Annotated in this window: 13 protein-coding genes and 1 tRNA gene; 8 read left to right on the top strand and 6 right to left on the bottom strand. The window is 69.5% G+C overall.

The window, feature by feature from the left end; translation table 11 throughout:
* Nucleotides 1-36: 36 nt before the first annotated feature.
* A complete protein-coding gene (locus ACZ6B1_RS12175; RefSeq protein ID WP_468777255.1) occupies nt 37-822 on the bottom strand; it encodes a GIY-YIG nuclease family protein in 786 nt (261 codons plus the stop codon).
* Between the two features lie 124 nt (nt 823-946).
* Between ACZ6B1_RS12175 and ACZ6B1_RS12170 the strand changes: the two genes are divergently transcribed.
* The 5 genes from ACZ6B1_RS12170 (at nt 947) to ACZ6B1_RS12150 (ending at nt 4926) form a co-directional block, all read left to right on the top strand.
* Nucleotides 947-2239, top strand: coding sequence for a DNA cytosine methyltransferase (locus tag ACZ6B1_RS12170; RefSeq protein WP_468777253.1), 1293 nt, complete (start codon nt 947-949; stop codon nt 2237-2239).
* The gene (locus tag ACZ6B1_RS12165; protein WP_261675619.1) at nt 2236-3018 is read left to right on the top strand and encodes a very short patch repair endonuclease; all 783 of its coding nucleotides are present in this window, start codon (nt 2236-2238) and stop codon (nt 3016-3018) included. The genes ACZ6B1_RS12170 and ACZ6B1_RS12165 overlap by 4 nt, the downstream gene beginning before the upstream one ends.
* A gap of 157 nt (nt 3019-3175) precedes the next feature.
* A tRNA-Ser gene (locus tag ACZ6B1_RS12160) sits at nt 3176-3234 on the top strand.
* A gap of 500 nt (nt 3235-3734) precedes the next feature.
* Nucleotides 3735-3869 carry a hypothetical protein gene (locus ACZ6B1_RS12155; RefSeq protein ID WP_468777250.1) on the top strand — a complete coding sequence of 45 codons (135 nt, stop codon included), beginning with the start codon at nt 3735-3737 and terminating at the stop codon, nt 3867-3869.
* Nucleotides 3870-4281: 412 nt separating this feature from the next.
* Nucleotides 4282-4926, top strand: coding sequence for a DUF3592 domain-containing protein (locus tag ACZ6B1_RS12150; protein ID WP_468777248.1), 645 nt, complete (start codon nt 4282-4284; stop codon nt 4924-4926).
* A 160-nt stretch (nt 4927-5086) separates the two neighbouring features.
* On the opposite strand, the gene ACZ6B1_RS12145 is transcribed toward ACZ6B1_RS12150, so the two are convergent.
* The 4 genes from ACZ6B1_RS12145 to ku all read right to left on the bottom strand — a co-directional run bounded on the left by ACZ6B1_RS12145 (nt 5087) and on the right by ku (nt 8291).
* The gene (locus tag ACZ6B1_RS12145; RefSeq protein WP_468777246.1) at nt 5087-5440 is read right to left on the bottom strand and encodes a VOC family protein; all 354 of its coding nucleotides are present in this window, start codon (nt 5438-5440) and stop codon (nt 5087-5089) included.
* A 210-nt stretch (nt 5441-5650) separates the two neighbouring features.
* Nucleotides 5651-5899, bottom strand: a complete 249-nt coding sequence (locus tag ACZ6B1_RS12140; RefSeq protein ID WP_468777244.1) for a hypothetical protein — start codon at nt 5897-5899, stop codon at nt 5651-5653.
* Between the two features lie 135 nt (nt 5900-6034).
* Nucleotides 6035-7102 (bottom strand): hypothetical protein, encoded by a 1068-nt coding sequence (locus tag ACZ6B1_RS12135; protein ID WP_468777242.1) that lies wholly within the window; start codon nt 7100-7102, stop codon nt 6035-6037.
* Nucleotides 7103-7196: 94 nt separating this feature from the next.
* Complete coding sequence (gene ku, locus ACZ6B1_RS12130; RefSeq protein ID WP_468777240.1) at nt 7197-8291, bottom strand: non-homologous end joining protein Ku; 1095 nt, start codon at nt 8289-8291, stop codon at nt 7197-7199.
* 79 nt (nt 8292-8370) lie between these two features.
* On the opposite strand from ku, the gene ligD reads away from it, so the two are divergent.
* A complete protein-coding gene (gene ligD, locus ACZ6B1_RS12125) occupies nt 8371-9252 on the top strand; it encodes a non-homologous end-joining DNA ligase (RefSeq protein WP_468777238.1) in 882 nt (293 codons plus the stop codon).
* Between the two features lie 74 nt (nt 9253-9326).
* On the opposite strand, the gene ACZ6B1_RS12120 is transcribed toward ligD, so the two are convergent.
* Nucleotides 9327-10130 carry a nuclease-related domain-containing protein gene (locus ACZ6B1_RS12120; protein ID WP_468777522.1) on the bottom strand — a complete coding sequence of 268 codons (804 nt, stop codon included), beginning with the start codon at nt 10128-10130 and terminating at the stop codon, nt 9327-9329.
* A gap of 246 nt (nt 10131-10376) precedes the next feature.
* On the opposite strand from ACZ6B1_RS12120, the gene ACZ6B1_RS12115 reads away from it, so the two are divergent.
* Together ACZ6B1_RS12115 and ACZ6B1_RS12110 are read left to right on the top strand one after the other, a co-directional pair.
* Nucleotides 10377-11114 (top strand): hypothetical protein, encoded by a 738-nt coding sequence (locus ACZ6B1_RS12115; RefSeq protein ID WP_468777237.1) that lies wholly within the window; start codon nt 10377-10379, stop codon nt 11112-11114.
* Nucleotides 11111-12352: an ATP-binding protein gene (locus ACZ6B1_RS12110; RefSeq protein WP_468777235.1), complete on the top strand. Its 1242-nt coding sequence runs from the start codon at nt 11111-11113 to the stop codon at nt 12350-12352. Before ACZ6B1_RS12115 ends, ACZ6B1_RS12110 begins: the two co-directional genes overlap by 4 nt.
* The last annotated feature ends 135 nt before the right edge of the window (nt 12353-12487 follow it).

The raw sequence follows: 12487 nt of genomic DNA, 5'->3' as shown, positions 1-12487 counted from the left end.
GAGGTGGCCCGATGGGTGGAGTCTGTTCTGTCAGGCTCAGGCGTCCGGGGCTGGGTCGATGACCTGGCCGGCCCGGTAGTAACGCATGCCACTGGGGTAGTCCTCGGTCTTGCCGTACATGATCACGTATCCCGGGAGGGCGGTGACCTGCCAGGGGGCGGGGACGTGCTCGGATATGACGCGTAGCGCCTCGTCGGCGGTGAGAGGTCCGGTGGGAAGCTGGACGCCGATCTCGTCAAACGCCTTGGTGGACTCGTAACGGAACACGTAGGGGAGGAGGGCCTTAACGGTCGTTAGCAGCTTCGCCAGAGTCCATTCGTCCTCGCTCCCGTCGTCGACGGTCATGAAGTCCGGGAAGGCGTAGGCCAGGTCGATCGGGTACTGGCGGTCGAAGTGCTTCTCCTCGACCACGGTGGTGTCCCGCCGCTTGCCGGGGTCGTTGTTGCCGAAGCCGTTGTAGTTCCAGGGCACTTCGCCCTGCCCCCGGTGCTTGTTGATCAGGAGGCGTTCCGGGGCGACGGCGCCGAAGTCCTCATCGACGTACAAACAGGTGAAGGACATTTCCTCAATGGATATGTTCCTTCGTCCCGAGATCTTTCGGAAGTGCTTCTCGATGCGCTGGGGCAGCGACTTGTCTGCCTTACCGACGTAGACGAGCTCTTCGCCCTTGTACAGTTGGTACACGCCGGGCAGGGGACGGAGCCTCAAGATGTTCCCCACAGCGAGAGGCGCGGGCGTCAGTTCCTCCAGCGCGGCCGCGAGCTGGTCGCCGAGTGCTTTGGTGATGCTCAACTTGAATTCGGCGTGGTTCTCCAGCAACACGACCTGGGCCTCCTGCGCATGCGACGAGTGATCGTCGTCACTCTATCTGGTGACCTTGGGGAGCGCGGTGCCGGATATCCGGGAAGGGCTCACTTGATCGACAACTCCGCGGTATGGTTTTCTCATGTCTGAGCTGCGAGAGAAGCATCCTGAGGTGGGTACCTGTGTCGAGCTGTTCGCCGGTGGTGGTGGCCTCGCTATGGGTGTCCACAACGCTGGCTTCCGACCGCTGCTCGTGAACGAGTACGCCAAGCGGGCCATCGAGACCCTCCAGGCGAACGAGATGCCGGGTGGCGGGAAGTGGCCACTGAAGCCTGGTGACGTTCGCCTGCTGCAGAACGACTTCAAGGAACTGGAGGGCCGGGTCGACGTCCTCGCCGGCGGGCCGCCCTGCCAGCCGTTCAGCCTGGGCGGCGTCGCCAAGGGGACGGAGGACGAACGGAACATGTTCCCGCAGATGTTCCGCGCTATTCAAGAGATGCGACCGAAGGCCGTCATCTGCGAGAACGTGCGGGGTCTCCTTCGGAAGTCCTTCAACCCCTACTTCCAGTACATCCTCAACGAGATGAGGCTCCCCTTCGTCGAGCGTGAGGAGGGCGCGACGTGGGAGGAGCACAACGAGGTTCTGGAGAAGCTGCTCGCCAACGAATCGGTGCCCGCCTCCGAGCGCTACGTCGTGAAGCATCACGCCGTGAACGCCGCTGACTTTGGGGTCCCCCAGATCCGGCAGAGGGTCGTGATCGTGGCCTTTCGGGCGGATCTCGGGCTGGACGAAGAGGAATGGGACCGGTTCGCACCGAAGGACACGCACTCTGACGAGGCACTGATTCACTCCATGCGTGAGGGCGGCGAGTACTGGGCGCGCCATTGGGAAGTGTCGGAAGAAGCGAAGGCTCGCGCCATCGCGAACCTGCCGAAGCTCAACTACGACGACCCGAAGATCAAAGAGAAGCTGACCCTTCAGCCGTGGCGGACACTCCGGGATGCGATCCACGGTGTTGACGAGTTCGAGGGGCGTCCCCTGCCGTACGTCAGCGAGGCTGCGGTCAGGAATAAGGAACAGGTCGGAGTGATCTCCGACCACTTTGGGTGGCCAGGCGCTCGGGTCTATACGGGACACACTCCCAACCTCCTTGACCGACCCGCCAAGACTGTCAAGGCTGGCGTCCACGGCGTCCCTGGCGGCGAGTCCGTGATGATGATGGACGACCCCACGTTCGATGGAAGCGGCTATCGATACATGACGGTCCGCGAGACCGCGCGCGTCATGACCTTTCCCGACGAGTGGACGCTCGCTGGCCCGCGTGGTGAGAAGATGCGGCAGCTCGGGAACGCAGTGCCGGTGAAGCTGGGCAAGGTGTTCGCGGACGCAGTCGCCGCTGCCCTGAACTCGGTCGGTGCCCTGGAGAAGCCATGACACACGAGGCTGTGGGCACGCAGCGGGGCTGGAACGATCGATTGCCGCCCGCAAAAGCGTATAAGCCGCTGTCGGGCCTGTCTCGGGACAAGCGGACAGCGGAGCAGGATAAGGCGGCAGGCGGACGCTATCGCCGTGCAGTTCCGCTTGGGAAAGGCCAATTCGCGCGGGCGTCAATCACTCTCCGGCTTTATCGACGGACTCGGCGTATCCGGGCGTATCTACGCTGGTCGGTCAGTGGCTACACCGAAGAGCGCTACGTCTGCGATGTCGCCGAAGCCACTCGCGCCGCCAATCTCGCCCATGCCTGGCGCAAGGCTCGTGAGGCTGGACTCGCCGTCGATGAGCCACTGCCTGAAAGCTCCACCGCTACCTCGATGTCTGTCCGCGCAGTAATGACAGCGAACAAGGGAGCGGACACCAAGCCCGAGCTATTGCTCCGGTCGGCTCTGCACCGCAAGGGCCTCCGCTATCGGGTCGGTGTTCGTCCAATCCCGGAATTGAGGCGCACGGCAGACGTTGTATTCACGAAGGTCAAGGTGGCTGTCTTCGTGGATGGCTGCTTCTGGCACGGCTGTCCAGAACACTACCGGCCGTCGAAACAGAACAGCGAGGCATGGAGTAAGAAGATCAAGGACAACCGAGACCGCGACGTAGCCACCACCAATGCGCTCAAGGACCAGGGTTGGATCGTGCTCCGCTTCTGGGAGCACGAAGATCCAGAGCTTGCCGCTCGGGAGATCAAGGCAACTGTCGAGCGTCGCAAGGCCGTGGTCTGACATCCCATACCCAGCTGGCCTGCGGTGCTCAGCGATCCCTTTCGGTCCCGTCCAGCGACCCGGTGACCACGCGCGCTGAGCGAGCTCCAGGTCCGTGGACCATTCGTGGACGGGAATGGGCCCCGGCCAACCCAGAACAGCTCTAACCAGCGCAGATGCCGGACACCCAATCGGCCTCCGGAGCCGTGTGCGCAGGTTCGAATCCTGCCGGGGGCACCCAGCATGAGGTGCCCAAAGACCCCGTCACCAGCGGAAACGCTGAGGCCTGGATCTTTGCGTATATGCAGGCGTATGCCGCCCGGAGCACCCGCATGCCGGGGTCTGTGGTCGAGGTGAGGATGGGAGCGTGGGGCACTCTGTCAGATCAGGTCAACTAGCAGTGGGTGAACGGGATCCTGCAGTTGACGGCGGCCTCGATGCCGCCGGTGCCGCTGGGCCAGGGCTTGTCGCTGCCGCGGGCCGCGCCTCGCGCTGAAGCGCGGCACCTGCAACGGCATGCGGGCGGCCGCGACGCGCAGCCCGGGACTGCAGTCTCGGCACCATGTATGACGCCGAGGCTGACAAGCCTGGTGTCCGGAGCCGCATCGTGCATCCGGCCGGCACAGGCGTCTTGGATCTATGCTCGGTACTTGCTCATTGAACTTCTGGGGGGGATGAGCCAGGAGCCCGTGTTCGTTTCGTGAGCCTACGGCTGTGTCGGCTGTTCGGTCCTGCTGGTGATCGCCATCGTGATCGGCTCACTCGTGATCCAGTCGATAGGCCTTGGGGCAGTGGTGTTCTTCGTCATCTCCTGTGCAGCCTTGCTGGGCGTGATGTGGCGTTGGGGGTCAACCCACAAGAAGGGCGAGTAGGGGGAAGGCAAGCACCTGCCCTGCGAGCGGCGGTCCCGCCGCCCTCGCCGACAGCGTGTCGTCGCCGTGACCGGCGCGAGCTGGGACCACAGGATCAGAGTCCGATCACCCGTCACTGATTACCTATGGGTCCCGACCAGGACGTCGGGCTCACCATTCCAGGCCTCCGGCCAGGGTTACGGGGCCGTCCAGCGAGAGGCACCTCGGCGTCTGCGCCCGGGAGTTCGAGCGCCCCGGTGTGAGCGGAGCGCTCGGCCGGGGACGCCAGGTGCTTCTACAACCCGTGCGGCAGCCGGGGAGTCTCATCTCGTGACGGGGTGTGGAGGCGCAGATGGATGAGCGCGGATCCGTGCTGGGCGATGGCCGGGACAAGGATGTCTCTCCTGGCGGGTGGAGAGTGCTCGCTGGCGTCGTGGCCATCGTGGTGTGGATGGCCTTCGGGCCGCTTGGGTCCTTGTGGCTCTATCTGCTCGGCTGGGCGGTGGCGCTGGCCGCGGCGGATGGCTTCTCCAGGCTGTTGCGCCGCCGGAGCCGGCCCGCTCCTTCGCCGGCCCGTCTGGTGGCCGGACTGCTGCGGCTCGGACCGGAGTCGTGGCTGGTGGCGCCCCGCTGGGCCAGAGCCCGCATGGCCGCCGTGGGTTTCCTGGTGTTCGCCACCACCGCCGGAGTCATGGGATGGGAGGCCGCTCATGAGTACCAGGCGCTGGCGGGTCTCCGGGACCAGGGCCAGAGGACCGACGCGACCGTGGTCGGGGTCTCCGGCCGGTCGGAGGAAGGCCGGGCGACCTCCGTGACCGTGCGCTTCAGCACACCGTCCGGACTCGTACGCGCGGATGTCGATGTCGCGTCTGGATCAGCGAACGCCGCGGAGCCGGGAGCGCGCATACCCGTGGCCTACAACCCCGCGCGCCCCACCGAGGTCCGCAGCGTTGCGTACCTCGACGGACGCGACGCCGACGGTGTGCGGCAGGGAGCGATCGTGGTCGGGTTGCTCGCGGCGGGTTTTCTGGTGGGGACTACCCGGGAGGTGCTCCGTGCCAAGCGGCGAACGGAATGAGGCAGGACACCGAGGCGACCAGCGCTCGCGGAGCAGTCCCCGATGATCCGGTCGGCTACGTCCTGCCGTCCGTCGAGTCACTTCGTTCAGTGGCCGGCACGATCTCGACGCTCGGACGCGACCGCGGGCCTGGCCGAGGTTCGCTCCTCGGCAAGTCACCTCAGACGGGCTGCCACAGTTCGATGCGGTTGCCCTCGGGGTCGGTGACCCAGCCGAAGCGGCCGACACCTTCCATGTCTTGTGTCTCGTCTGCCACGTCCGCTCCTCCGGCGCGTAGCTGGGCGAGCATGGCGTCCAGGTCGCGTACGCGGAAGTTGAGCATGGTTCGCTGGGTGCGGGAGCCGAAGTAGTCGGTATCGGACTCGAAGGTCGCGAACACCGTTGGGCCGGTGGCCTGTCGCCACATGCCGTGCTCATCCGCGTCCAGGCCCAGGCAGTCGCGGTACCACGCGTTCAGAGCCGCCGGGTCGGAGGCCCGCAGGAAGTACCCACCGATTCCAAGCACACGTTCCATGGCGCCATCTTGTCAGGACTGGTGATCGGGGCGCAGGCACTACGTGATCGCGCGTCGGCTCACGAACTCAAAGGCCCCGGACCGGTATCAGCGGTGCGGGGCCTTCGGTGTCCACCTTGAGATGAGACTCTCTCTGCCACAGATGGTGGAGTGGGCGTGGGCCTCGTCGGCCGGGTGCCCGGACCTATTCGGGTGTGCTGGGAGGTGGTCTTACCAGCCTCCGCAGTCGGAGCCGATGTCGGTGAACTGGCCGCCCGGGCTGCCCTCTCCGTTGAACAGGTTGCCGAGCACGCCGTTGCCGACGCCCACCTCGCCGAGGATGTCGATGTTCAGGTCGTGGGACTTGCAACCGCCGCCGTGACCGCCTCCCATGGGCTGGGCGGTGGCCGGGACGGTTCCCATGAAGCCGACGCCACCGATGATGGCGGCCGCGGCAACGGCCGTGCGAAGCTTGCGCATTTCTCCTCCTTCTCGCCATCAGAAGAGCGCACCATCAGAAGATCCACTCTGCGCTCATCTCGGAGGCTAGATCGACTTCGGGCGCGGCGCTCATCGGGGAACCCATCCGGGGGTCCAGCCTGCCGGCGGCCACCGCTATCGGCCCTGCAGGGACTCCTCGTCGTCGTTGGTGGCGTACGGGTGGACGGGGCTCTCGGCGTCGAAGGGGGTGAACCAGTTCTCCACTCCGGGCGGGGCTTGGTCCAGGGGGTCGTGGGTGGGGTCCTCGTCGAGGGTTTCCGTGAGGGTCTCGAAGGCTGTGGTGACCTCGTCGGTGAGGAGGTCGTAGAGGTCGGCCGTGACCTCGGCCTGGGTGAGCAGGACTCTCAGCAGGATGTCCTCGGCCACGCAGTGGGGGCCGGTGAAGTGGGGCTGGGTGAGGCGGGCCGTCAGGGTGACCGCCGTGACGGTGAGGCGGCGGGCGAAGAGGACGGTGTACTCGTCGGCGTACTGCGAGGGCAGGTCGTCCAGGAGCATGAAGGTGGCGTCGCTCCCGGCCACCGTGGGACCGTCCTCCTCCAGGCCTGCCAGGTCGGTGAAGAGTTCGTCCACCAGGAGGTCGATGGCGAAGACGAGGGCGCCCGCGGCGATTTCGGCCGCTTCGCGGGACACAATGCGTTCGTCCTCGTCGTCGGAGAAGCCGAAGAGGTCGAGGGGGAAGGCCCTCAAGGTCGGCGCCAGGGTGCGGAGTCTGGTGCGCATGGCCTCGACCTCGGCCCGGTCGAGGCGGTCCTGCGCCGGTGCGGGTTCGGCCGCGGCGTGGCGGCGGGCGCGTTCCGCCGGGTCGGCGGGCGGGGCGTCGGGGCCGTCGGCGGCGTCGAGGCTCTCCTGCAGGAGCGCGGAGTTCAGTTCCACCGCGCAGCGGGTGATCTGCCACTCGGCGAGCGGTTCGGTGCGTTCCAGGAGTTCGGCCACGACCTCGCGCGCGGCGTCCTCCGCGAACTCCAGCGCCGGGGCCTCCACGAACAGTTTGAGCAGCGCACCTCCGGGATGGGCGGCTATGACGTCGTCCATCAGCTCGATCTCCATGCCGTCCGGCCCCTCGACCGCTTCGAGCGAGTCGAACCCTCTCCGCAGCAGGAAGATCACGCCCTCCCGCTGCAGCGCGTCGAGTTCCGGAGCGCCCTTGGCAGGGGCCATGGTCACGGTCACCACGTAAGTCACGCCCACATCGTGCCCGAGTCGTCCCACCTCAGGGGAGGGAATACCGGTCCATTCCCTGCCCCGGGCCTGCCGCGGACCCGCTCCCGCCCCGCCGTCAGGCCGAGCGCTTACTGGAGGCCGTCTTCTTCGCCGGGGTCTTCTTCGCCGTCTGTTTGGCCGAAGTGGCGGACTTGGCACTGGACTTGGATGTGGACTTGGCAGGGGATTCGGACGTCGTCCTCGCCTGCGTGGTCTTCTTCGCGCTCCCGGTGGTCTTGGCCGTGGACTTCTTCGAGTCCGCGGTCTTCTTGGCGGGCGCCTTCTTCGAGGTCGTGGCCGTCGACTTCTTGCCGCCCGTCTCCTTCGGGGCGGAACGGCCGCGGGTGAGGGGTCTGACCTCGGCCTCCTCCGTCTTCCCGGCGGCCGGTCGCGCGCCCCGGGACTCGCGGGCGGCGCGGACGCTGTTCTCCAGGGCCGACATCAGGTCCAGCACCTTGCCGCCCTGGGCGGGCTCGGGGGCCTCCGGCGGGGTCTCGCCGGCCGCCTTGGCCGCGATGACCTCCTCCAGCGCCTCCCGGTACTCGTCGTGCAGGTCCTCCAGGTCGACCTCGCCGAGGGTGTCCATCAGGGCGTCCGCGAGGTCGAGTTCCTTGTCCCGGACGGTGACGTCGCCGTCCGGGGCGACGCCCTCGGGGGCGCGTACCTCGTCCGGCCAGAGCAGGCCGTGCATGGCGATGGCGTCGCCCACGACGCGCAGCATCCCCAGGCGTTCCCGGCCGCGCAGGGCGTACTTGGCGATGGCGACCTTGTTGCTGCGCTTCAGGGCCTCGCGCAGCAGGGTGTACGGCTTGGCGGCCGGGGGTCCGCTCGCGGCGAGGTAGTACGCCGCGTCCATCTGGAGCGGGTCGATCCGGTCGGCCGGCACGAAGGCGACGATCTCGATGGTCCGGGCGGTCGGGATCGGGAGGTGGGACAGGTCCTCGTCGGAGATCGGGATGATCGTGCCGTCGGCGTCCTCGTACGCCTTGCCGATCTCCGCCTGGCTGACCTCTCGGTCCTCCAGCTCGCACACCTTGCGGTAGCGGATGCGGCCGCTGTCCTCGGTGTGGATCTGGCGGAAGGAGATCGCGTGGCTCTCGGTGGCGTTCACCAGCTTGATCGGGATGCTGACGAGTCCGAAGGAGATGGCGCCGTTCCAGATGGATCGCACGTGCCGCGGCCTCCGTTCCGATCGGGCGTTGCGTGTGCTGTGTAGCGATATGCGGGGGTCTGTCTGGGATTGTCATCCTATGACGCCAATCACAGAGGTGGAGGGCCGCAGGGTCTCGCTCAGCAACCTGGACAAGGTGCTGTATCCGGAGACCGGCTTCACCAAGGGGGAGCTGCTGCACTACTACGCGACCGTCGCCGACGTGATGCTGCCGCATCTGCGGGACCGGGCGGTGTCCCTGCTGCGCTATCCGGACGGGCCGGACGGGCAGGTGTTCTTCACCAAGAACGTTCCGCCGGGTACGCCCGACTGGGTCATGACCGCCGAGGTGCCCCGGTCGGAGGGGCCGGCGCGGATGGTGGTGGTGCGGGACCTGCCGAGCCTGGTGTGGGCGGCGAACCTGGTCGCCGAGTTCCATACGCACCAGTGGCTGGTGCAGTCGCCCGAGGAGGCCGACCGACTGGTCTTCGACCTGGATCCCGGGCCGCCCGCGACGATCGTCCAGTGCTGCGAGGTCGCACTGTGGCTGCGGGAGCGGCTGGCGGCGGACGGGATCGAGGCGTACGCGAAGACGGCCGGGTCGAAGGGGCTGCATCTGCTGGCGGCGGTGCGGGGTAGCTCGTCGGAGCGGACGAGTGAGTACGCGAAGGCGCTGGCGGTGGAGGCGGAACTGGCCATGCCGCGGCTGGTGGTGCACCGGATGACGAAGAGCCTGCGGCCGGGGAAGGTGTTCGTGGACTGGAGTCAGAACGCGGGGCGGAAGACGACGGCGGCGCCGTACACCGTGCGGGCGCGGGTCGCTCCGCTGGTTTCCACGCCGGTGACCTGGGGGGAGGTGGAGGGCTGTCGGGGGGCGGAGGATCTGGAGTTCATGGCGGGCGAGGTCGTGGAGCGGGTGCGGGAGTCGGGGGACCTGATGAGGGGGCTGGTGGAGGGGCGGGGGGTCGGGCGACTGCCCTGAGGCCGGTGCCCGGGGCGGAGGATCGGGCGGCTGCCCTGAGGCCGGTGCCCGGGGTGGAAGATCAAGGTGCCCGGCTACAGGCTCGCCCACGTTCTCCTGTCGCGGGCCATCGCGTGGAGGGCCTCGGCGTCGGCCGGCTTCAGTACGGCGCCCAGGCGGGCCAGGGTCGGGAGGTCCGCGGTGCGGAGGATGCGGACGCCCCGGGGCGGGGTGGGGGTGCGTATGTCGGCGGGGTCCAGGAGGGCCAGGAGGGGGCGGACCTCGGCGGTCAGGGCGTGGGAGGCGCGGTCGGCGTCCGCGCGGAGGCGGCGCAGGACGGGCTCGGGGTCGCGGCGGCCCAGGGTGATCATCGGGTCGGCGACCAGGACCCGCTGCTTGCGGGCGTACAGGGCGTGTACGGCGAAGAGGCCGCCGGGGCCGATGAGCAGGTGGTGGATGCGGTCGCCGCCGGGGAGCGGGAGGGAGTGCAGGGCGTGCCAGCCGGCGCCCTCCAGTCGGTCCAGGGCCTCGCCGGCGGTCTGCTCGGCGGACAGGGCTCGGCGGCGCGGGTCGGGGCGGAGGCGGTGGGCGGGGCCGGGGTCGCGGTCGAGGGCGACGAGCAGGGCCTCGCCGGGGCGGTTGGGGGCGAGATCGTCGTCGGGGTGGAGGGTGAGCCGGGCCAGTTCGGCGGGGGTGGGCACCGGGGGCGGGCCCGCGGTCACCGGGCCGGTCAGGAACGGCTTGAGGGCGTCCATGACGTCCGCCTCGCGGTCCGCCGCGATCAGGTTCACGCGGCCGGTGTCACGGTCGTACCAGGCGACGTTCGCTCCGTCAGGTCCGCACACGTACAGGCGCTCGTGGCCCTGCTGCCGGGCCGGCACCACGCGCAGTCCGTTCATGCCGCCCTCGCCGCCCATGCCGCTCGTGCCGCTCATGCGTGCATCACCCCCTGACCATGGGAACAGGCGGGCGCGGTGACGGCAAGAACAACGTCGGCCTCGGACGGCGGGTCCGGGTGGGGTCCGGGCGGGGCCCCGTCGGGCAGGCGAGTGCGCAAAAAGGACTTTCCTACGAGTTGCGAATAGGGTGTACCGGCCTCGGTCGTCACCGTCGCCCTCACCGTCCCCTGAAGCACCTGGAGCCCCGTGCCAGCCCACAGGCCAGCCCGTCGCACCGCCCGTGCCGCGGCCGTCGTCGCCCTTCTGGCGGTGGCGGCGGTGGGCTGCGGGGACCGGGGCGGGCTCGAGGGCGCCGGGGCGACACCGACGGCGGTCAGCCCGGCGCGGCTCTGGCCGGATCTGCGGCCGGCCTCCAGCCCCGCGTACCCGTACGCCGTGGCGACCCGGGAGACCGTCAAGGGCATCGCGGTGCCCGGCGACGACATCCGGAAGGTCGATCCGGTGGACGTGGTGCGGGCGGAGATCGCCGCGCACCCGGACGACTACGGGTCGAAGGGGGCGTACCACGCGACCGTGGACCGGGTGCGCGAGTGCGAGCCGGGCGGGGTCCGGGCACGGTGTCCGCTGCTCAGGGCGTACTACCGGGATCTGACCGGGGACGGCCGGGACGACATGACGCTCGGTTTCCGGCTGTACCCGACGAACCAGACGGCGGTGCGGGTCTACACGGTCGAGAAGCACCGGCTGGTGCAGGTGCTGGCCGACAACGACGCGATCATCGGGGTGGAGCTGGCCGGCCGGGCCCTGATCGAGCGCTCCCCGGCCGGGATCGCCGGGTACGAGTACCGGACCACCTGGATCTGGGATCCGGACCGGCGCGCCATGGTGTTCTCCCGGGACGAGTTCCTGCGCACCGGCAGGGTCCCGCACGACCGCAAGCCGTCTCCGTCGGCCTCCCCCGGCGCGTCCGCGAGCGGCTCATGAGGCTCGCGCTGCCCCGGTGGGCCGGGGCGCTGGCGGTGAAGGCGGCCGCGTTCATCACGGTGATGAGCTGTGCGCTGGCGGCGCTGCTCGGGGTGCTGGTGCATGTGTCGGTCACCAACCAGACGGTCGGTCGGGCCCGTGACCTGGCGCTGTCCCGGCTTGACGACGCGACGGCGGCGTACGAGGCCGGGGACGCGCTGCTGCCGGGTGCGGGGCTGGACCCCGAGGGGCTGCCCGGGCGGCTGCGGGCGCTGGCGGTGGCCGGGAAGCGCGGCACGATGGTCTCCTCGCACCTGGGGCGGCCGACGATGTGGGCGGCGGGTCCGGCCAACGGCCACCGGGCGCTGGCGGTGGAGGTCGACTACTCGCAGCAGGCCCGGACGATCGCGGGGCTCGACCGCTCCATCCTGTGGTCGTCTGCGCTGGCGATCGGGGCGACGGTGCTGGTCGGCGCGTTCGCGGTGACCCGGGTGACGCGGCGGCTGAACGGCACCGCGCGGGTGGCCCGGCGGATCAGCGCGGGCGATCTCGACGCCCGGGTGAACGACCCGCGGACCAAGGATCCGACGCGGCCGCAGGACGAGGTGGCCGTGGTCGCGGCCGCGCTGGACTCCATGGCGTCGTCGCTGCAGAGCAAGCTGCTGAGCGAGCAGCGGTTCACCGCGGACGTGGCGCACGAGCTGCGCACCCCGCTGACCGGGCTGCACGCGGCGGCCGAGCTGCTGCCGCCGGGCCGGCCGACCGAGCTGGTCCGGGACCGGGTGGCGGCGCTGCGCACGCTCACCGAGGACCTGCTGGAGATCTCCCGCCTGGACACCCGGCGGGAGCGTCGCGAGCTGGACTTCGAGGAGCTGGGCGCGCTGGCCGCGCGGGTGGTGCGGGCCTCGGGAACGGACACCGAGGTGCGGATCGTGCGGGACGCCCGGGTGGAGACGGACCGGCGGCGCCTGGAGCGGGTGCTGGGCAACCTGGTGGCGAACGCGCACAAGCACGGGCGGGCGCCGGTGACACTGACGGTGGACGGTCCGGTCGTGACGGTGCGGGACCACGGGGACGGCTATCCGGAGTACCTGGTGGCGCACGGCCCGCAGCGGTTCCGGACCGAGGGCGGCGCCAAGGGCCACGGGCTGGGGCTTACGATCGCGGTCGGGCAGGCGGAGGTGCTGGGCGCCCGGCTGGCGTTCGGCAACGCGGTGGACGGGGGCGCGGTGGCGAGGCTGACGTTGCCCGAGGCGTAGGGCCTGGAAGAGCTCGGGGCCACGGGATGCCCGCCGGCCGCGGGTCGTCCGAGGCCGGCCGGGCCCGCGCGGCGGAGCCGCTGACGTCACGGCCCCGCGCTCCTGGCGCGCCCCGCGGCCCGGGGCTCCTGCCCG

This window comes from Streptomyces sp. NPDC041129, from assembly GCF_055592265.1.
The sequence above is the reverse complement of the archived record's forward strand: the minus strand, read 5'-3'. Positions and strand labels throughout refer to the sequence as shown.

Bases quoted from the DNA above. Each gene is read 5' to 3' on its own strand.
- ACZ6B1_RS12170 (WP_468777253.1), top strand. From the start codon at position 947: ATGTCTGAGCTGCGAGAGAAGCATCCTGAGGTGGGTACCTGTGTCGAG.
- ACZ6B1_RS12165 (WP_261675619.1), top strand. From the start codon at position 2,236: ATGACACACGAGGCTGTGGGCACGCAGCGGGGCTGGAACGATCGATTG.
- ACZ6B1_RS12145 (WP_468777246.1), bottom strand. From the start codon at position 5,440: ATGGAACGTGTGCTTGGAATCGGTGGGTACTTCCTGCGGGCCTCCGAC.
- ACZ6B1_RS12140 (WP_468777244.1), bottom strand. From the start codon at position 5,899: ATGCGCAAGCTTCGCACGGCCGTTGCCGCGGCCGCCATCATCGGTGGC.
- ligD (WP_468777238.1), top strand. From the start codon at position 8,371: ATGACGCCAATCACAGAGGTGGAGGGCCGCAGGGTCTCGCTCAGCAAC.
- ACZ6B1_RS12120 (WP_468777522.1), bottom strand. From the start codon at position 10,130: ATGAACGGACTGCGCGTGGTGCCGGCCCGGCAGCAGGGCCACGAGCGC.
- ACZ6B1_RS12110 (WP_468777235.1), top strand. From the start codon at position 11,111: ATGAGGCTCGCGCTGCCCCGGTGGGCCGGGGCGCTGGCGGTGAAGGCG.